The sequence below is a fragment of the Corynebacterium sp. KPL2830 genome, assembly GCF_040225635.1.
In the GTDB taxonomy this organism is placed as follows: domain Bacteria; phylum Actinomycetota; class Actinomycetes; order Mycobacteriales; family Mycobacteriaceae; genus Corynebacterium.
On record NZ_JBEHFR010000007.1, the window covers coordinates 1 to 16,468 of the forward strand.

The 16,468-nt window shown below is 59.3% G+C and carries 19 protein-coding genes; 10 read left to right on the plus strand and 9 right to left on the minus strand.

All coding sequences use genetic code 11. The features are described from left to right. Window positions 1-197 precede the first annotated feature (197 nt). Window positions 198-1,838, minus strand: coding sequence for a histidine-type phosphatase (locus tag ABRP87_RS03695; protein ID WP_349867790.1), 1,641 nt, complete (start codon window positions 1,836-1,838; stop codon window positions 198-200). 247 nt (window positions 1,839-2,085) lie between these two features. Next, window positions 2,086-2,841, minus strand: a complete 756-nt coding sequence (locus ABRP87_RS03700; RefSeq protein WP_349867791.1) for a M23 family metallopeptidase — start codon at window positions 2,839-2,841, stop codon at window positions 2,086-2,088. A gap of 517 nt (window positions 2,842-3,358) precedes the next feature. On the opposite strand from ABRP87_RS03700, the gene ABRP87_RS03705 reads away from it, so the two are divergent. From ABRP87_RS03705 to ABRP87_RS03725, 5 genes are read left to right on the plus strand one after another with little or no spacing between them, the layout of a single operon-like run. Next, a complete protein-coding gene (locus ABRP87_RS03705; RefSeq protein ID WP_349867792.1) occupies window positions 3,359-5,089 on the plus strand; it encodes a cell division protein PerM in 1,731 nt (576 codons plus the stop codon). A gap of 22 nt (window positions 5,090-5,111) precedes the next feature. Continuing rightward, window positions 5,112-5,720, plus strand: a complete 609-nt coding sequence (purN, locus tag ABRP87_RS03710; RefSeq protein ID WP_349867830.1) for a phosphoribosylglycinamide formyltransferase — start codon at window positions 5,112-5,114, stop codon at window positions 5,718-5,720. 27 nt (window positions 5,721-5,747) lie between these two features. Continuing rightward, window positions 5,748-7,280 carry a bifunctional phosphoribosylaminoimidazolecarboxamide formyltransferase/IMP cyclohydrolase gene (gene purH / locus ABRP87_RS03715; RefSeq protein WP_349862978.1) on the plus strand — a complete coding sequence of 511 codons (1,533 nt, stop codon included), beginning with the start codon at window positions 5,748-5,750 and terminating at the stop codon, window positions 7,278-7,280. A gap of 31 nt (window positions 7,281-7,311) precedes the next feature. Then, window positions 7,312-8,301 (plus strand): hypothetical protein, encoded by a 990-nt coding sequence (locus ABRP87_RS03720; protein WP_023025936.1) that lies wholly within the window; start codon window positions 7,312-7,314, stop codon window positions 8,299-8,301. A gap of 32 nt (window positions 8,302-8,333) precedes the next feature. After that, window positions 8,334-8,945, plus strand: a complete 612-nt coding sequence (locus ABRP87_RS03725; protein WP_349867793.1) for a hypothetical protein — start codon at window positions 8,334-8,336, stop codon at window positions 8,943-8,945. A 60-nt stretch (window positions 8,946-9,005) separates the two neighbouring features. Here the strand turns inward: ABRP87_RS03725 and ABRP87_RS03730 are convergent, their stop codons facing one another. The 6 genes from ABRP87_RS03730 to rpmB form a co-directional block, all read right to left on the minus strand. Continuing rightward, entirely contained in the window at window positions 9,006-9,725 is a 720-nt protein-coding gene (locus ABRP87_RS03730) for a TetR/AcrR family transcriptional regulator (RefSeq protein WP_349862984.1), read from the minus strand. A gap of 111 nt (window positions 9,726-9,836) precedes the next feature. Further along, a complete protein-coding gene (locus ABRP87_RS03735; protein ID WP_023025943.1) occupies window positions 9,837-10,619 on the minus strand; it encodes a putative nucleotidyltransferase substrate binding domain-containing protein in 783 nt (260 codons plus the stop codon). 324 nt (window positions 10,620-10,943) lie between these two features. Next, window positions 10,944-11,198, minus strand: coding sequence for a 30S ribosomal protein S18 (gene rpsR, locus ABRP87_RS03740; protein WP_023025961.1), 255 nt, complete (start codon window positions 11,196-11,198; stop codon window positions 10,944-10,946). Between the two features lie 15 nt (window positions 11,199-11,213). Further along, a complete protein-coding gene (gene rpsN / locus ABRP87_RS03745) occupies window positions 11,214-11,519 on the minus strand; it encodes a 30S ribosomal protein S14 (RefSeq protein WP_005279906.1) in 306 nt (101 codons plus the stop codon). A 3-nt stretch (window positions 11,520-11,522) separates the two neighbouring features. Beyond that, window positions 11,523-11,687 carry a 50S ribosomal protein L33 gene (gene rpmG, locus ABRP87_RS03750; RefSeq protein WP_023025964.1) on the minus strand — a complete coding sequence of 55 codons (165 nt, stop codon included), beginning with the start codon at window positions 11,685-11,687 and terminating at the stop codon, window positions 11,523-11,525. A gap of 2 nt (window positions 11,688-11,689) precedes the next feature. Beyond that, complete coding sequence (gene rpmB / locus ABRP87_RS03755; RefSeq protein ID WP_005279911.1) at window positions 11,690-11,926, minus strand: 50S ribosomal protein L28; 237 nt, start codon at window positions 11,924-11,926, stop codon at window positions 11,690-11,692. Window positions 11,927-12,443: 517 nt separating this feature from the next. On the opposite strand from rpmB, the gene ABRP87_RS03760 reads away from it, so the two are divergent. The 5 genes from ABRP87_RS03760 (at window position 12,444) to ABRP87_RS03780 (ending at window position 15,779) form a co-directional block, all read left to right on the plus strand. Further along, entirely contained in the window at window positions 12,444-12,713 is a 270-nt protein-coding gene (locus ABRP87_RS03760) for a type B 50S ribosomal protein L31 (RefSeq protein WP_005279912.1), read from the plus strand. A 15-nt stretch (window positions 12,714-12,728) separates the two neighbouring features. Then, a complete protein-coding gene (rpmF, locus tag ABRP87_RS03765; protein ID WP_005279913.1) occupies window positions 12,729-12,902 on the plus strand; it encodes a 50S ribosomal protein L32 in 174 nt (57 codons plus the stop codon). Window positions 12,903-13,365: 463 nt separating this feature from the next. Then, window positions 13,366-14,847: a S1C family serine protease gene (locus tag ABRP87_RS03770; RefSeq protein ID WP_349867794.1), complete on the plus strand. Its 1,482-nt coding sequence runs from the start codon at window positions 13,366-13,368 to the stop codon at window positions 14,845-14,847. A gap of 61 nt (window positions 14,848-14,908) precedes the next feature. Further along, window positions 14,909-15,517 carry a MogA/MoaB family molybdenum cofactor biosynthesis protein gene (locus tag ABRP87_RS03775; RefSeq protein ID WP_023025969.1) on the plus strand — a complete coding sequence of 203 codons (609 nt, stop codon included), beginning with the start codon at window positions 14,909-14,911 and terminating at the stop codon, window positions 15,515-15,517. A 28-nt stretch (window positions 15,518-15,545) separates the two neighbouring features. Continuing rightward, a complete protein-coding gene (locus ABRP87_RS03780; RefSeq protein WP_349867795.1) occupies window positions 15,546-15,779 on the plus strand; it encodes a hypothetical protein in 234 nt (77 codons plus the stop codon). Between the two features lie 110 nt (window positions 15,780-15,889). On the opposite strand, the gene mscL is transcribed toward ABRP87_RS03780, so the two are convergent. Next, complete coding sequence (gene mscL / locus ABRP87_RS03785; RefSeq protein ID WP_349867796.1) at window positions 15,890-16,387, minus strand: large-conductance mechanosensitive channel protein MscL; 498 nt, start codon at window positions 16,385-16,387, stop codon at window positions 15,890-15,892. Window positions 16,388-16,468 lie beyond the last annotated feature (81 nt).

The window sequence follows — 16,468 nt, forward strand, 5'->3', positions numbered from 1 at the left end:
ACATAACCTGCCCCGGCATGGGGGCAGAGTTACGAATCCTGGGTAACCTCAAGCGGAACTGCTAACAACGTAATGGGTAGGGTGGTTTGAGCGCTGGGGAAGGACCGTAAAAGGCCGTCTACCTGCGACAAGGCCCTGTACTGGACTCGGCTGAAAGCGTCTTGTGGCCCCGTCGGGCGGGGCCATCCCTAAGGGCGCTAGAAAGGGAGCTGACTGCTAAATTTCTGCAGTTGCTGTTGAATTTGTGGGCCGAAAGCGTTGACCGCACCGATTCCTATACCGATGGCCAGTGCGCCCGCAAGGGCACCGATGATCCCCCAGAACTGCGGCTTGGAAGAGAGGGAATCAGCAACCGGTGGCTGGTGATCTGTCGCGTCTTCAGCGTCTATGAGGTGGGCTTGAGAGTGATCTGAGGTGGAGCCTAAGGGCAAGCAATCTGCCAGCTCTTCGATAGTATAAAAAGTTGAGTCGGCGGTAATGGGCTCACAGCCATCGTGGAATGGGATTTCCTTTTCGTTGTAGAGCATCCGCACGAGGGTCTCTCCGCGATCATTTTGGAATGCGTCCCATTGAATATTCGCGCCCATCGGCGAGACGGCATCACCACGCCATGCGGAGTTATCCCAGCTGTATAAATCTTCCTCTGGGACACCGTGCTCGGAACCGGGCAGCTTCAGTAACGCGGCAAGCGGGATGATGGTCTCGGCGTGGCCGAAGCGATAATTGGCGGCTACCTCGCCGCCAGCAGCGCGGTCCTCAACGTTTCTAATCATCTCTTCGAGCAGTGGTTCATAGTTGTCGTAGGCAACTGTCTGGCCCTGGATAGCCGGGCCTTTCTCGTAGAAGTCTTCTACGTCAAGCAGGTACGCGAAGGTCGGTCCGTTAGTATCGTCCATGTACTCATCAAAGATCCACCCCTCCGCCGGGGCCTTTTCCTCGTGCTCCAAAGCTGGAGCGATGATGTATAGGTTGTAAAACTGCAAGGCCGCATCGACGATGCCTTCAACGGATTTATCGTCCTTTTCTCGGGCGGAAAAGTGAATGGAACCATCTGCTAAAGCATTGATAAATTCCGGCGCAAAAATCTTAGCCAGTAAGCTGCGTGCAGCCTGTTGTGACTCTGGCTTGGCATAGGCCTGTTGTACCTTTTCCTGTAAAACCTGAGAGTCCTTCCACTCCGTATAGCGCTGATAGGATGCAGCGTTTTTATCCTTGTGTGCGTACATCAGGTCAGGGCGTGCGGCGATGTTGACGTGGCCGTCTGTCATTTCATCATCCACGTGCTCAGCCAGTGCGGGAGACTGTTCCAGTAGACCTTCCCCGAAGTTCCACCCAGAGTCATTGGCGCGGTCCTCTCCTGAGGAAGTAAAGCTCACCTTGAGGTCTTCGGCAGCAATCGATTCCAGTAGCTCCGCATTGCGCTGTGCATTGCGCTTGCCGATGCCCCCGAGCTCTTCTCGTCCCACTTCCGTCAGGTTTCCATAACCGGCTTCTTGGCCAGGGCCACCGGATAGCTCTTGGTTTACCGTTATCATGGCCTCCACTTGCGGGATGAGCTTTGTGCCGAGCTCGGTGAGCTGACCGCGTTGTTGGGCATACTCCAGCATCTGCTGTGCGAGGTCGTCGTATTTAAAGCTTGATAGCCCGCGGGATCCGTGGCGATCTACCGTTGAGGTGTAAATCTGGTGAAACCCACTGGGGGCTTCGGCGTAGCTTGATCCCTGTGGCTGGTAATGCTGCTTGGTGGAGTAGTAGGTGGTGCCTTCGGAAGCTAGAGCTGGTGCGGGCGCGAGGGCACAGCTAAGGGCAGTGATGAGGGAGAGAGTGCGTGTCCGCATATGAGTATTCCTTGTGGAGGGCTGGATAAAAAGACAGCTGACAGCTTAAGGGCCGCATCTTGCAATCACATGGCATGTAGGTAAATTGCGGGAATACTTTTCGGCCCTAGGCGGTGTGTACGACGCGTTGGCGAACGGGGTTTGATTTTTGCGGCTGCGAGCGAGCGGAGGTGGATGGGGCCGGTAGGTATAGCAAAAGCGCCGCAGAGGATATCTGCGGCGCTTGAACAAGAAGGAAAGAAGGCTCTTAGAGCTGGATGCCTCGCTCGGCCAGCCATGCCTGTGGGTCAACGGCGTCACCGGAGTTCGGGTGAACCTCGAAGTGGAGGTGGGAACCGGTGGAGAAGCCCATGGAACCCATGCCAGCGATCTTCTGGCCTGCGTGCACGTGTTCGCCCACGGCAACGTCGAGGGTCTGCATGTGGCCGTATACGGTCATGGTGCCGTCATCGTGGAGGATGCGGATCCACTGGCCGTAGCCGGAGGCTGGGCCGGAATCGATAACGGTGCCGTCCATGATGGAAAGGATGGGGGTTCCGATGGCGTTGGCGATGTCAACGCCGGAGTGGAACGAACCCCAGCGCGGGCCGAAGCCAGAGGTGAAGGCGCCTTCAGCGGGGCGGGCAATGGAAGGGGCGCGAGCTGCAAGGTCCTCGGCGGCGCGGTCAGCGGAAGCCTGGATGGACTTGCTCAGCTGGTCAACTAGGTTGGTGACCGGCTTTGCCTCAGCCACGTTGAGGATCTGCGGCGCAGCATCGGAGGAACCGGCTGGGGCGTCATTAACCTCGGAAGTATCAGCGGCAAGCTTGTAGTCGACAGACTGCGTCGTGGTGGTGGTAGATGCAGTGTTGTCGGACTCAACGTTTGCGGCAGCTGCGCCGCCTACGCCGGCGGTGGACACGGCACCGGCTGCAACGGTCATGACAGCGATACGACCCTTGGTGGTCTGCGCGGTGACAATCTTGCGATGGCGGCCGGCGCCACGCTGAACTTTGCTTCGCATTAAATCTTCTTTCGTGTCTTTCACAATCTTCAAAAAGAGCGTTACATCGTCTCTGGGTTAGTTACGAGATTGTGACCTTCTTGTTACCAACGAGATGTAACAGTAGCGTCTCAAAAAGATAACAGCAAGCCAAAAGTGAATATTTTCTCGCGCTGGTCTGGAATAAGCCTACATGCAGGCAACTTCTGGAGAATTTTACGCATAGTGCGATATAAATCTCTTAAAACCAAGCCCCCGTGGTAGCCCCGAAGCTGTAACAGTGCGCCTTCGGAGCCGGTTGCGGAGGCGCCGTGGCGTGAAATTACTGTGGCCAGTGGGGGATAAGGGGGAAAACTTCATTCCTTATATATATGTCTACAGTAGTTACTGAAGAACTCCACGGTGATTTTGGAAGTGCCTCGTCGCGCCACCCCGCTACCGCGCGCAAAAGGTGGCAAAGTGGACGCCGATGAACAAGAACACCAGCCCCCAATCTCGGTCAACGCCCCGCCCGCGTAGCCAGGCGCGGGGCCGGACAGTGCAGACAGAGCGCGCCCCTCGTGCGCCCCACGCCACCGCGACGCAAAAGCCGCACAATTCCGCAGAACGCGTCGCGCGCAAAGCCGGGTCGAAGGCGAAGGCCCGTCGCACTCCGGCCCCGCTGACGAAAGCGGGGCGCATCCGCCAATTATTCATGTCGGCGGCCCTGCCGAATATTATTGTTGTCCTTATTATTGTGGCGCTCGCTTTTGGCGCGCTCTTGCTCTTTGGATCGCCCCTCGCATGGTTGCCCACCATCGTGGCGGAAGCGTGGATGGTCTTTAACCTCGCGCCGGTATCGGCGGCCGGGGTGGACCTGTCGTTCTTGCCTGCCTTGCCCGCCCTCATCCTCGCCACGGTGGTGGCGGTGCGCGTGCGCGCCGCGGTAAAACACAAAGTCAGCGTGAAGGACCTAGCCATACTCGTCGCCTGCGTGGTTGGCGTCCCCGTGGTGTTGACCTGCATTGCCTGGGTGATGCTGTGGGATGCCGGCAAGGTCTTTGACGTTTCCCCGCCCAACCTTGCTGCCGCGCTGGCCCGGGTTATCGTGGTGCACTTGGCCGCGATGGCAGCGGGCATGGGTACCCGCTTGTGGCGCGCCTTGGCTAAGCGCTATGGCGCCCCGCCGCTGCTTGTCGATGCCGCCCTTATTGCCCTGCGCTACCTCGCCTACCTCGCCATTGGCGCGGCAGTAGTCTTCGTGCTGGTCTTCATCGTCAACTTCTCGCGCCAAGGGGAGATGATGGATGAGTACCCTTCCATATCCGGGCTGGGAATTTTCACCCTCATCTTGTTGAGCCTGCTGTATATTCCTAATGCCATCGTCAGCACCGGAGTAGTGCTGGTGGGGTCGGAGTTTTCGGCAGGAGAAGCGCAGGTAAGCCTTTTTAGCACCCACCTTGTTCCGCTGCCGCCGCTGCCGATTACCGGTGGCATTCCGGCCTCCTCGCCGGGGTGGGCGGTTGTGTTCATGGTGGTTCCCCTCATCGCGGCGACGCTGTCCTTGTATAAGAAGCGCCCATCCTTCCAGAAGGTGCTTGCAGCTACGGTGGCTACCGCGGTCATCATGTTCTTCGCGTGCTACCTGGTCAGCGGCACGCTGGGCTATTACGGCCACACCGGCCCGCACCTGTGGACCGCTGCCGGCCTTGCCGCGCTGTGGTTCGCCGTCGTCGGTTTGGCCGTCGCGGCAGCCTTTGCGTTCATGACTTGGCGGGACGCTCGTGCAGCCGAGGCGGAGGCTACCGAAGAGGATTCAGACGGTACCGAAGAGTCGGCAGAAGATTCGGCTGCAGAGGACACCGCTGACGCAGAGAGGTCTGATGTGGACACGGACGATGCAGAAAATGCTGAAGCCGACGATGCTGATGCCGAATCTGGGGAAAGCGAATCCGACGAGGATGAATCGGAGTCGAGTGACGGCGATGCCGCTGAGTCCGCTGCGGAAGAAACAGAGGATGCAGCCGACGACGATGACGCTGCCGCAGAATCCAAGGGCAGCGCAGACAGCACCGACGAGGTCATCGAAGGGGAGGTCGTTGAAGACAGCGACGACGACGATGACGCGGAAAGTACCGCGGGCGATGGTGGGGAAGAAGGGGCATCGGAAAGCAGCGAGCGCGAAGCGGCTGAAGACCCCGAGATCCTGGAAGGCGAGCTCGTGGAAGAGGACGCAGATGAGGGCAACCCTGACGCGGCAGATTCTACTGAAAGCGGTAGGAGGGACTAGGCTATAGCGCGTGACTTCACCGATGCCACCACGCGCTACTGCTGCCACTGATCGCCTACGAGTTGTCGTGCTTGTCTCTGGGACGGGCTCGCTTCTGCAAGCCATCCTGGAAGCCCAGGATGAGCACTACCGTGTGGTGAAGGTGGTAGCGGATAAGCAGTGTCGAGGTATTGAACGCGCCCGCGAATGCGATATCGATACTGAGGTCGTGGAAATGGGCGCCGACCGTGCCGAATGGAATACATGTCTGGCTGATGCAGTAGATGCTGCGCAGCCAGACATTGTTGTTTCTGCAGGCTTTATGAAGATTTTGGGGGAGGGCTTCCTCCGCCGCTTCGAAGGTCGCACCATCAATACCCACCCGGCGTTATTGCCCGCGTTTAAGGGCGCGCACGGGGTGCGCGATGCGTTGGAATACGGCGTGAAGGTCACAGGCTCTACCGTCCACTTCGTGGACGCGGGCGTGGATACCGGCTCCATCATTGCGCAGCGGCCGGTGGCCGTGCGGGTAGACGATGATGAGGCCAGCCTCCACGAGCGCATTAAAAAGGTAGAGCGCGAACTTATCGTCGATGTGCTGCGCGCGGCGCAGCCCCGCGGCGAGGAACTTTTTATTCAACTCGCAGACTAAGACTTTTCGAAAGGCTTAATCCTCCTCATGAGCGAAGACCGCAAGCAGGTAAAGCGCGCACTCATTAGCGTGTACGACAAGACGGGGCTGGAGGATCTGGCCCGCGCACTTGATAAGGCAGGCGTAGAGATCGTCTCTACCGGCTCCACCGCCAAGAAGATTGCAGACCTGGGAATCGAGGTCACCCCGGTTGAAAAGCTAACCGGCTTCCCCGAGTGCCTGGAAGGCCGCGTCAAGACGCTCCACCCGCGCGTGCACGCCGGGATTCTGGCCGATACCCGCAAGGAAGACCACCTAGCGCAGCTCAATGAGCTTGAGGTAGAGCCCTTCCAGCTCGTCGTGGTCAACCTGTACCCCTTCCAGGAAACCGTAGCCTCCGGCGCGGACTTCGATGGATGCGTGGAGCAGATCGACATCGGTGGGCCTTCCATGGTGCGCGCGGCGGCCAAGAATCACCCGTCCGTTGCCGTGGTCGTGGATCCGGCGCGCTATGGCGAGGTAACCCAGGCCGTTGAAGAGGGTGGATTTAGCCTTGACCAGCGCCGAGGGCTTGCCCGCGATGCCTTCCTCCACACCGCTAACTACGATGCGGCGGTTTCCGCATGGTTCGTTGACCAGCTCAGCGAAGGCGAGGAGACCACCTCGCTGCGCTACGGCGAGAACTCCCACCAGGCCGCCACCGTGACCCGGATTGGCACCAAGGGTTTGGCTAACGCCAAGCAGCTCAACGGCAAGGAAATGAGCTACAATAACTACCAGGACGCCGATGCTGCGTGGCGCGCGGCCTGGGACCACGAGCGGCCCTGCGTCGCGATCATCAAGCACACCAACCCGTGCGGCATTGCCGTATCGGACGAGTCCATCGCTGCAGCCCACCGCGCGGCGCATGCCTGCGACCCAATGTCCGCATTCGGCGGCGTCATCGCCGTCAACCGCGAGGTCAGCGTAGAGATGGCCGAGCAAGTCAAGGGCATTTTCACCGAGGTCATCGTCGCACCCGCCTATGAGGATAAGGCGCTGGAAATCCTGCAGAGCAAGAAGAACCTGCGCGTGCTTTTGGCCGAGCCAGAGGAACAGGGCGAGGAGCGCAAGTACATCTCCGGCGGCGTGCTGCGCCAAGAACCGGATACCTACCAGGCCGAGGGCGATAAGCCCGAAAACTGGACCCTGGCAGCGGGCGAGGCCCTGAGCGACGAGGACTTGGCCCAGCTCGAATTCGCTTGGCGCACGGTGCGCGCGGTTAAGTCCAATGCGATTCTGCTGGCCAAGGACAACGCTACCGTGGGCGTGGGCATGGGCCAGGTCAACCGCGTGGATTCCGCCAAGCTTGCGGTCGAGCGCGCCAATACGCTTGCCGATGCCACCAACCGCACCCAAGGCTCCTTCGCCGCCTCCGATGCCTTCTTCCCCTTCGCCGATGGCTTGCAGGTGCTTCTCGATGCCGGCGTCAAAGCCGTTGTCCAGCCCGGCGGCTCCATCCGCGATGAAGAAGTTATCGAGGCAGCTAAGGCCGCTGGTGTTACGATGTATCTCACTGGAACGCGCCACTTCGCTCACTAGCGATAGCGCCCGAGACCTAAGGAGCCTGGCCATGTTCGCACCAACCCACACCGCACCGAGGCGTACTACACCGAGACGCATGGCGCTCGGCGGCCTAATGATCGCCGGGGCGCTGTGTCTTAGCGCGTGCGGGCAGGGCGAGCAGGAGCCGGAATCAGAGCCGGGCATCGCCAAGCAGGCGACGTCGCGCTCTACGGAGAGCACGGCGGATAGGGCGGATAGGGAGGATAGCCCTCGCGATGCCGCAGCGCAGGATGAGGCTGCGCCGGCTGATGCCCAATCCGATGCCGCGAAAGCTGCCGAAGATGGCGGGCCGGCTGTGGCTGGTGATTTGCAAAGCGAACTCGACCGCATCGCCGCCAACTACGGGAATGTGGGCATCGCGGTGTCGGATGGCACCACTACCGTTGCAGCCGGGCGCACCGCGCCCGAAACCGCCTGGTCCACCTCCAAGGTGCCGGTGCTCATCGCCGCGCATCGCGCAGGGCTCATTGGCCCGGACGTGGTCACGTCCGCGATTACCTATTCCAATAATGAGGCGGCGCAATCCGCCTGGGACGCACTTGGCGGTGGCGCACAAGCCGCCCAGGCCGCGCAACAAGTACTTGCCGAGGCCGGCGATACCACCACCCAGGTACAAAGCCAGGTCACCCGCCCGGAATTTAGCGCCTTTGGACAAACGCAGTGGAGCGTGGGCGACCAAGCCGCATTCATGGCGAAGCTGCGCTGCGTCAACGGTGCGGAGCCCATCCTCAGCGCGATGTCTACGCCCGATCCCGCCCAAAGCTATGGCCTGCGTAACCTAGAGGGTGCCGCCCTCAAAGGCGGCTGGGGCCCAGATACCGCCGGCGGCTATGATGTGCGGCAGATGGGTCTTGCCACCATCGGCGGCCGCGAGGTTGCGGTAGCACTCATCGCCTCGGCCCCCGATGGTCAATACGCCTCCGCCCAACCAATACTTTCGGGCATGGCGGTCGATCTTTCCAAGGCCGACGTTGCTTGGCCGACCCCAGCTTGTTAGCCCTCACCCCGGCTTGTGAGAAAGGACTTATCATGCCGCACTTTAATCTAACTTCAGGTTTGCGTTGGGGACTGCGCCTCGGCGCGGTAGCGACTGCGGGCATCGTTTTAAGCGCCTGCAGCAATGGAACGGATGGGGAGCAGCCCGAATTTTCTGGTGACAGCGGCATGACCACCGTAGAGGGCACGACGGATACCTCCGCAGAAGAAACCTCGACGACCGAGTCCCCGGAAACCGAGGACAAAGAACCACCCGTGGTGACGGTGACCGAAAAGGAACAGGCACAGGCACAGCCACCGAAAAACAATAATGGCGGCGGAGGTGACCTCATCGATGGCCTGGGTGAGTACGGCTGGACCGATATTAATACCTACGCCAATTGCCACCGTTTTGAGCGCGTCGTCTTCGCAGGCAAAGGTCCAGACGGCAGAGCGATTGTCTGCGAAAACACGGGAGGAACGCTGACCTACCGGTCGACCATCTTCGGCGGCGAGTTTACCGGGCCAATCATTGGCCAAGATAGTGGCAACTACTACGTGGATGCCACGCCCTCGACCATTGTCGTAACCTCCAGCGGGATTAGCGTGCGCGAAGGCGGCGGACTGGCCGCCACTGCGGACTTTTCTGAATCCTGGCAACGTTAACCACTGGTAAGTGGTTAACGTCGCCACAAGGATGTGGTTAGCGAAGCCACAAGGAAATAGTTAGCGAGACTTTTTCTTCTTGCGATCAGCAGCGGCCGCCGCAGCCGCAGAGATCGAGTCATTGCGGTTCTTCAGTAGCTCAAGCGTCATGGCTTCGGCGTCCTCGGGGACTGTGGCGCCGAGGACGGCAAGGGCGGCATCGGCAAGCATGGCGGCAGTCTCCGGAACCGACTGGGCCGCGGCATAGGGAGGCGTGCCATCATTGGGGCGCATCTCGATGACGGATAGCGCGACGTGGAAGGGCAATTCGATGCGCGGATCCGCATCTCCCACAATCGCGGCGGCGGTGGTGCGGAAGTGGTTCTGCAGCCGCTCGCGGGAGCTGTGATACTCCGAGAATTCAGGCGAATTGGCCACCGGCAACTGGTACAACCGGCCGACGTTCCAACCGCTGGTGAGCAAAAGGCGCGATTCCGCGGCGACCAGCGACCACAGGCGCTGCTCGGGCTCGGCATCGGAATCTACCAGCTCATCGGCAAGCTCCAGCGAGGGCTCGATGGTGGAATTAAGCAGTGCGAGGAAAATCTCCGTCTTGGAGGGAAAATGGTAATACAGCGATGCCTGCCGGATGCCCACCGCGTCCGCGATTTGGTGGGTCGACGTCGTGGCAAAGCCCTGGGTGGTAAATAACTCTGAGGAGGCGTCCAGAATCTCTTCCCGGGCGCTATTGCCTCTGCGGCGGGGGCTATGTTTACGCGGCCTACCGACGTTTCCTGACATGCGGCGGACGCCTCCTTTCTCTCAGCAGAAAATGCTTTTACTCAACAACTCTACAGCCCCGCAGCCAGACGGCGCGGAGCGCATGCATGGCCACAGCATTTTGTGGCGATTTTAATGTGCGCCATCCGCGGCGCGTTGGGAGATGGATTCGAAGGTCGCAGACACCATGCGGCAAGCTGTGCCATAGGCCGTGCGCTCCAGCGGCGGGAGATCCTGCAGCGTGGATTCGCGGCCGTGCACATTGTCGAACCAGCGTCGCATTTCTACCGAATACCCTGTGCGCCACGCAAGATCCAAGGTCTCTGCGTCCTCCGCTGTGAGCATTCCGCGTTCTTGACCAATGGCGAGGCGATCGACCGTAGGTCGCGGCCCCGGTGCCGCCCACCGCGCAATGGCGGCGATGGGGGATAACAGCATGGATTTAATATCCACGGCCGCGCTGCGATCGGGCAAACCGCCAACGCGCTGGAGCAATGGCGGACGCTGGGCCAACGCCTCCTCCAACAACGCCTGCTCGCCGCCGTGGCCTAAAGGCAGGCCAGCATCGACGCGCGCTGCCATGGAATCGGCTGCTTGGTGCACCTCTAGGCCAACATCGCGAAAAACAGACTCCAAGTCGCTGTCTTCTCCCATCCACTCGATGGGCATGCTGGGCAGCTGATCCCCGCGCGCCGCCGCGCCGGTTAACCGGACATCCGCGTCCACGCCTGGGGCGCGCACGATGTCTGTCAGTAGCCGCGAAAACCAGGAGGCTAATTCAATCTCATCATCCTGGTGCGCTACCGCATTGCGCAAGACATCTTGTGCCTCCGCCAACAAGCCGCGAGCGGTTGCCCGGGATTGGCAATGGGGAGCAAGCTCCGAAAGATCGAGAAGGGATTGGTGCAGGGCCATACAGTCACTGCCTTTCACTCATTACAAAGCGGTGCGCTTCTAAAAGTTGTGCGGCGCAGGATTGCTATAAATGTAACACTTATGTGAAAGCGCAGTAGCGCTTGGGGGAGTGTGCAGCGGGTTCGTCGCGTCCGTGGCAGTGGGCGTTCGTGGACGAGTTTTGCGGCTGGTGTTGCCGCGGCGTGTGGCGTTTGCGGCGTAGCGAGACCCTAAAAACGACTTTCGCCGCCTCACCTCGAAAGGCGGGGCGGCGAAAGTTTATGGTTCTTTTACCGTGTCACACTTGCCAGCGGCAAAAGTGCGCTGTTGATACCCAGCTACTGTTTAGCGGGTGGTGAACGGCAGGAGAGCCATTTCGCGTGCGTTCTTGACTGCGGTAGCAACCTGACGCTGCTGCTGCGGGTTCAAGCCGGTGACGCGACGGGAACGGATCTTGTGGCGATCCGAGATGAATAGACGCAGAGTCTTGGTGTCCTTGTAGTCCACCTTCTCAATGCCCTCAGCCTTCAAAGGGTTCTTCTTCGGGCGACGGCTCTGCTCCATACGGAACTTCTTTTGGTTATTGCGCTTATTAGCCATTGTGCAATTACCCCTTTACCAGCTGGACTTGCGAACGCCCGGCAGCTCACCACGGTGAGCCATGCCGCGCATACGGACACGGGACAGGCCGAACTTGCGGAGGTAACCGCGTGGGCGGCCATCGGCTGCGTCGCGGTTACGAACGCGGGCTGGGGAAGCGTCACGAGGCTGGCGGTTCAGCTCGAACTGAGCCTCCAAACGCTCCTCATCCGGGGTGTTCGGGTTCTTGATGATCTTCTTGAGCTCAGCGCGACGCTCCGCGTAGCGGGCGACGATTTCCTTGCGCTGCTCGTTCTTAGCGATCTTGGACTTCTTAGCCATGAATTATCGCTCCTCGCGGAATTCGACGTGCTTGCGGGCGATCGGATCGAACTTCTTCAGGGAGATGCGATCCGGGTTATTGCGCTTGTTCTTACGGGTCACGTAGGTGTAACCGGTGCCCGCAGTGGACTTCAGCTTGATGATTGGGCGAATATCGTTACGTGCCATACTTAAATCTTCTCCCCACGTGCGCGGATCTTGGCAACAACGGACTCGATGCCGTCGCGGTCAATGATCTTCATACCCTTGGTGGAAACATTCAGAGTAATGGTACGGCCCTCAGAGGGCAGGTAGTAGCGACGACGCTGCACGTTGGGGTTCCAACGGCGCGAAGTGCGGCGGTGCGAGTGCGAGACCTGCTTGCCGAATTCCGGCTTGCGGCCCGTTACCTGGCAAATAGCCGACATGGGTCTTCTTTCTCCTAGCCGCCCACATCGTGGCTATAAACGACTACGTGCCGACTGCCGTGTGAGGGTGGCAGTGCTCAAAAAGTGAGGTGTGAGCAGGTGCGGCATCGTCGTCAAAAACCAGTAGACGGGGCGTAATACGTATATTTTGACAACAGCAAGAGCAAATCTTACAGACTTACTCGCGATATACCTAATCGCTACCGCAATCGCCCCGTACTTAATGTTGTTCGCGTTGTGTTGGAGATCGAGCAACTGTAACCAAGGCATTGGGGGAGGTTCGAGGCCTTACTATAACGAATGAGGCGCATATGCGCGCCTGTGGCGACTGTGGTTGCCGCAGGTGAGCAATTTCGTATATATGGCCGTGGAATGTAGGATAATTCAGGTTATCGGTCGGCGCGCATTGTGGCGCCGGGCGAGCTGTAACTGTACATCCCAACTCGGGCACGATCCGTACCGGCATAGCAGCCCAGTGTGCGGAACCGACCCGTAGTCCAACCCTGAGGGAATATATATGAAGAAAGACATCCACCCGGATTACCACCCAGTGGTCTTCCGCGATGCTGGTACCGGTCACTCCTTTTTGACCAAGTCCACCGCTACCTCTTCTCGCACCGTTGAGTGGGAAGACGGCAACGAGTACCCGCTCATCGTCGTTGACGTTACTGCTGAGTCCCACCCGTTCTGGACTGGTGCACAGCGCGTTATGGATACCGCTGGCCGTGTCGAGCGCTTCAACCAGCGCTTCGGTGCCATGGCTCGCCGCAAGAAGAAGAACGCGTAAGGAGAAGAAAAGAAAATGGCAACTCCTAAGTTTAAGAAGTCCCGTGCGAACACCCACGCACGTCGTTCCCAGTGGAAGGCTGACAACGTCGCCCTCCAGGAAGTCACCATCGACGGTCAGACCGTGCGCATCCCGCGCCGTCTGGTCAAGGCCGCTAAGCTCGGCCTGGTTGACGTAGAGCAGTTCTAAGCCTGCATTCAATCCCACCCCCTCCCGGTTGCTTTTAGTGACTGCGAGGGGGTTGCGATGTTTTAGGCTCCTAGGTGGGGTATTAAAAAGCGCCTTTCGGCCAGGGTGGCGCTAGGCCGTGGGGGAGGACTTGAGCCGTGACAGTGCTGTCTACTCCTTGGGCCTTAAAGACTTAGCGAAATCCACTTCAAATTAAAGCAAGGCTAGCCATAAAGTAAATATAAAAGTGCGCTAATCTGATGGTGGATCAGTCTTATTCCTCTGTGATTGTGTTCACGGCGGCTCGGGCACCAGAATGAAAAATGCTTAGTGGGGCGATGGTGGAGGCGTGTGCGAGCATGAAGGAGGCGACGGGTGCGGCGAGTTTAACCAGCTTATTGCCTACAGTAACTTCACAGGAACTTCTAGTACGTTGGCAGAGTAGTTTAAGTTGTGACTAAGCGAAGCGAGGCATAGTGTTCCTATGAACATGAGGAATGATGACAACCGCGGCAATAATGGCCAGTCGCACGGTGTCCCGCAGGAACCCTACGATACGAACAATGGGCAAACGCCGTATAGCCAGCCGCGCGGTGGGCAGCAGGATTCTGGATCCGCTTATTCCAATGGAACCTATTCCCAGGGCTGGAACCAGCCGCGCATCAACGAGCAGGAGGCACGAGCTTCCGCACACGGGCAGCACACCCCGCCCAGCAATCGCCTTTTTGGTGACGCTCAGCAGAGTGGTACCCGCGGGCAGGATGAAACATCTAGCTTCGCTAGCCAGTACAGCGAGTACTCCCAGCAGGGGCCTGCAAATAACCAACCCGGTCAGCCGCCTGTGCCTGGGGTAACGCCGTTGCCGCCGCAGCCAAAGGAGAAAAAGAAGATCGGGCTTGGCGTGGCGACGGCAATCGCTGCCGTAGCGGCAATCGCAGCAGGCTCCATTACCGGTGTGGTCGTGGGCAAGAACCAATCCAGCAGCGGCACGTCCGTGGTTAACGAGGCTCTTCATAGTCAACCGGCCGCCAATAGCATGGGTAAGGAGCCAGAGGAAGGTTCGGTGGAAGCGGTTTCCGCCAAGGTTTTGCCGGCCGTGGTATCCATTCAGACCGCCACTCGGACCTCGGCTGCCGAAGGTTCTGGCTCGATCATTTCTCCCGATGGTTACGTGTTAACCAACCACCACGTCATCGCCGGTGCGGAACAGGGCGGCATCATGCAGGTGACCTTGAACGATGGCAGCAAGCACGAAGCTGATCTCGTGGCTTCCGATGCCAATACGGATGTCGCCGTCATCAAAATCAAGGACGTGCAAGACCTACCGCACTTGCAATTCGGTAACTCGGATGCGGTAGCGGTCGGCCAAGAGGTAGTCGCCGTCGGTTCGCCGCTCGGCCTCAATGCCACGGTGACTTCTGGCATCGTATCCGCAAAGAACCGTCCGGTGCGTGCGTCCCAGGAGGGTGGCGAGTCTTCGCTTATCGATGCCATCCAGACTGACGCCGCCGTTAACCCCGGCAATTCCGGCGGCCCCTTGGTGGATATGGACGGCAATATCGTCGGTATGAATTCGATGATTGCCTCGTTGTCTGATAAAGCCACGGGCGAGGGCGGATCTATCGGCCTTGGATTTGCCATCCCTTCCAACTTTGCCAAGCGCATGGCGGATGAGCTCATCAATAAAGGCCAGGTAACTCACCCCACCTTGGGGGTTAAGGTCTTGGCGCGCGATGACGGTAATGGCGCGCGCATTGCCGAGGTCGAGCCGGGCAGCCCAGCGGAACAAGCAGGATTGAAGCAGGGCGATATCGTCACCCGCGTCAATGACCGGCTGATTGAAAACGCCGATGCGCTTATCGCGGCCGCTCGTTCCCAGGACTTCGGTGCGACCGTCACCTTGGAAGTATCCGATGGAAATTCGGATGATACTCGTCAGGTAGAGGTAACCCTGACGGGCGAGTAGATTAAAAGCCAGCCCGCGCCGTGTCCGCATTGCGCCCCCGACGTTTCTTTGAAGGAGAAAAATGGCAGACTCTCAGCAAGACTTGACCGATTCGACCAGGTTGGAGGATTCGGCTTCCACAGACGCTTTGCGGGATGTGGCGGAGCCGGATGATGCTTACCTCTTGGCCAGTGAGAAGGAGGACCGAGTGGCGGCGCCGCGCCGCGCGCTCGTTGTGATCGTCACGGATCACCCCGGCGAAAATTCAGATAGCACCTCCAAACTGGTTACTGAACTTTTAGCAGAGGCGGATTTCCGCATCGATGGTTCGGTGGTCGTGCGCTCGAAGAAATCCAAGATCCGGCAGGCTATTGAAACCGGCGTCGTCGGCGGTGTGGATCTCGTGCTCACCGTCGGCGGCACTGGCGTGGGCCCGCGTGATAAGACCCCGGAAGCTACCACTGGGGTCATCGATAAGATGGTGCCGGGCGTGGCCCAGGCATTGCGCTCTTCTGGTCAGGCCTGCGGCGCGGTCGATGCGTGTGCATCCCGCGGTATTTCGGGCGTTTCTGGTTCCACCGTCGTGGTCAACCTCGCACCGTCGCGCGCTGCCGTGCGCGATGGAATGGCTACATTGACCCCGCTGGTCCACCACCTCGTGGATCAATTGCAAGAATCCAGCGTGCAATAGCGCCAAGGAAAGGGGTGGAGATACTGCCATGACCTCTCAACCACGCCGCCAGCGCAGGCGCGTATTCAGGCAATCAGATGCGTCGGAATATGACCGCAGCGCGGACAGCCCGGTAGGGCAGGACTTAGCTAGTGGAGAAGGTGCCGATGCACAGCGCATCGTCACTATTGATGATGCTGCAGCGGAAGGCGACGGTGCTCAAGCAGCCGAGCGCGGCGAAGAGTTTTACCGCGAAAACCAGCCGCCGCACCATGGCGGATAGCCCGCGCATCCTTGTCCCGAGCCAGGAAATGCTGAAGCAGCCATAACAAAAGCCCGTGTCCTCCCTCATCGCGAAGGTGGACACGGGCTCAGCTGCGTCTTTAGTAAGAATTAGTCGTCGTGGCGGCTGTGCTTGCCCTCAGAAGCGGTGGAATTATCGGCGCCCTCGGCTGCAGTGGCATCCCCAAGTGCCTTATCTGCGGCGGCGACAGCATCAGCGTTCTGGGCTTGCAGAAGATCGCGGATTTCTGCCAAGAGTTCTTCCGAGGTTGGTGCCGGAGCCTCTGGGTCCACACCCTGGCGGCGCTTAGCAGCTTCAGTGAGCTTGTTGAGCGGCATCACAATGAGGAAGTAGACCACTGCGGCGATGATGAGGAAGTTAATCGCGGCTGTAATGACGGCGCCAAAGTCTACGAGGGTGGACTTATTGTCGGTGATTTGGAAGCCCAAACCATCGACCTCGGCGGAGCCGAGGGAGTTAATGATCGGCTGAATGATGGAATCCGTCACGGAAGTGACGATCGCCGTGAATGCGGAACCGATGATGACTGCGGTGGCAAGCTCGACCACGTTGCCGCGCATAATGAAGTCTTTAAAGCCCTTGAGCATGGGAGAAAACGGACCTTTCTGGGGATAGTTGAAGATGAGGCTGAACCTCGAGCAAGCAGGGAGTTTAGTTCAAGCTAAAAG

Bases quoted from the DNA above. Each gene is read 5' to 3' on its own strand.
- ABRP87_RS03700 (WP_349867791.1), bottom strand. From the start codon at position 2,841: ATGCGAAGCAAAGTTCAGCGTGGCGCCGGCCGCCATCGCAAGATTGTC.
- ABRP87_RS03720 (WP_023025936.1), top strand. From the start codon at position 7,312: ATGTTCGCACCAACCCACACCGCACCGAGGCGTACTACACCGAGACGC.
- purH (WP_349862978.1), top strand. From the start codon at position 5,748: ATGAGCGAAGACCGCAAGCAGGTAAAGCGCGCACTCATTAGCGTGTAC.
- rpmG (WP_023025964.1), bottom strand. From the start codon at position 11,687: ATGGCACGTAACGATATTCGCCCAATCATCAAGCTGAAGTCCACTGCG.
- mscL (WP_349867796.1), bottom strand. From the start codon at position 16,387: ATGCTCAAGGGCTTTAAAGACTTCATTATGCGCGGCAACGTGGTCGAG.
- ABRP87_RS03735 (WP_023025943.1), bottom strand. From the start codon at position 10,619: ATGGCCCTGCACCAATCCCTTCTCGATCTTTCGGAGCTTGCTCCCCAT.
- ABRP87_RS03760 (WP_005279912.1), top strand. From the start codon at position 12,444: ATGAAGAAAGACATCCACCCGGATTACCACCCAGTGGTCTTCCGCGAT.
- ABRP87_RS03730 (WP_349862984.1), bottom strand. From the start codon at position 9,725: ATGTCAGGAAACGTCGGTAGGCCGCGTAAACATAGCCCCCGCCGCAGA.
- ABRP87_RS03775 (WP_023025969.1), top strand. From the start codon at position 14,909: ATGGCAGACTCTCAGCAAGACTTGACCGATTCGACCAGGTTGGAGGAT.
- rpmF (WP_005279913.1), top strand. From the start codon at position 12,729: ATGGCAACTCCTAAGTTTAAGAAGTCCCGTGCGAACACCCACGCACGT.
- rpsN (WP_005279906.1), bottom strand. From the start codon at position 11,519: ATGGCTAAGAAGTCCAAGATCGCTAAGAACGAGCAGCGCAAGGAAATC.
- ABRP87_RS03725 (WP_349867793.1), top strand. From the start codon at position 8,334: ATGCCGCACTTTAATCTAACTTCAGGTTTGCGTTGGGGACTGCGCCTC.
- rpsR (WP_023025961.1), bottom strand. From the start codon at position 11,198: ATGGCTAATAAGCGCAATAACCAAAAGAAGTTCCGTATGGAGCAGAGC.
- rpmB (WP_005279911.1), bottom strand. From the start codon at position 11,926: ATGTCGGCTATTTGCCAGGTAACGGGCCGCAAGCCGGAATTCGGCAAG.
- ABRP87_RS03770 (WP_349867794.1), top strand. From the start codon at position 13,366: ATGAACATGAGGAATGATGACAACCGCGGCAATAATGGCCAGTCGCAC.
- ABRP87_RS03695 (WP_349867790.1), bottom strand. From the start codon at position 1,838: ATGCGGACACGCACTCTCTCCCTCATCACTGCCCTTAGCTGTGCCCTC.
- ABRP87_RS03780 (WP_349867795.1), top strand. From the start codon at position 15,546: ATGACCTCTCAACCACGCCGCCAGCGCAGGCGCGTATTCAGGCAATCA.
- purN (WP_349867830.1), top strand. From the start codon at position 5,112: ATGCCACCACGCGCTACTGCTGCCACTGATCGCCTACGAGTTGTCGTG.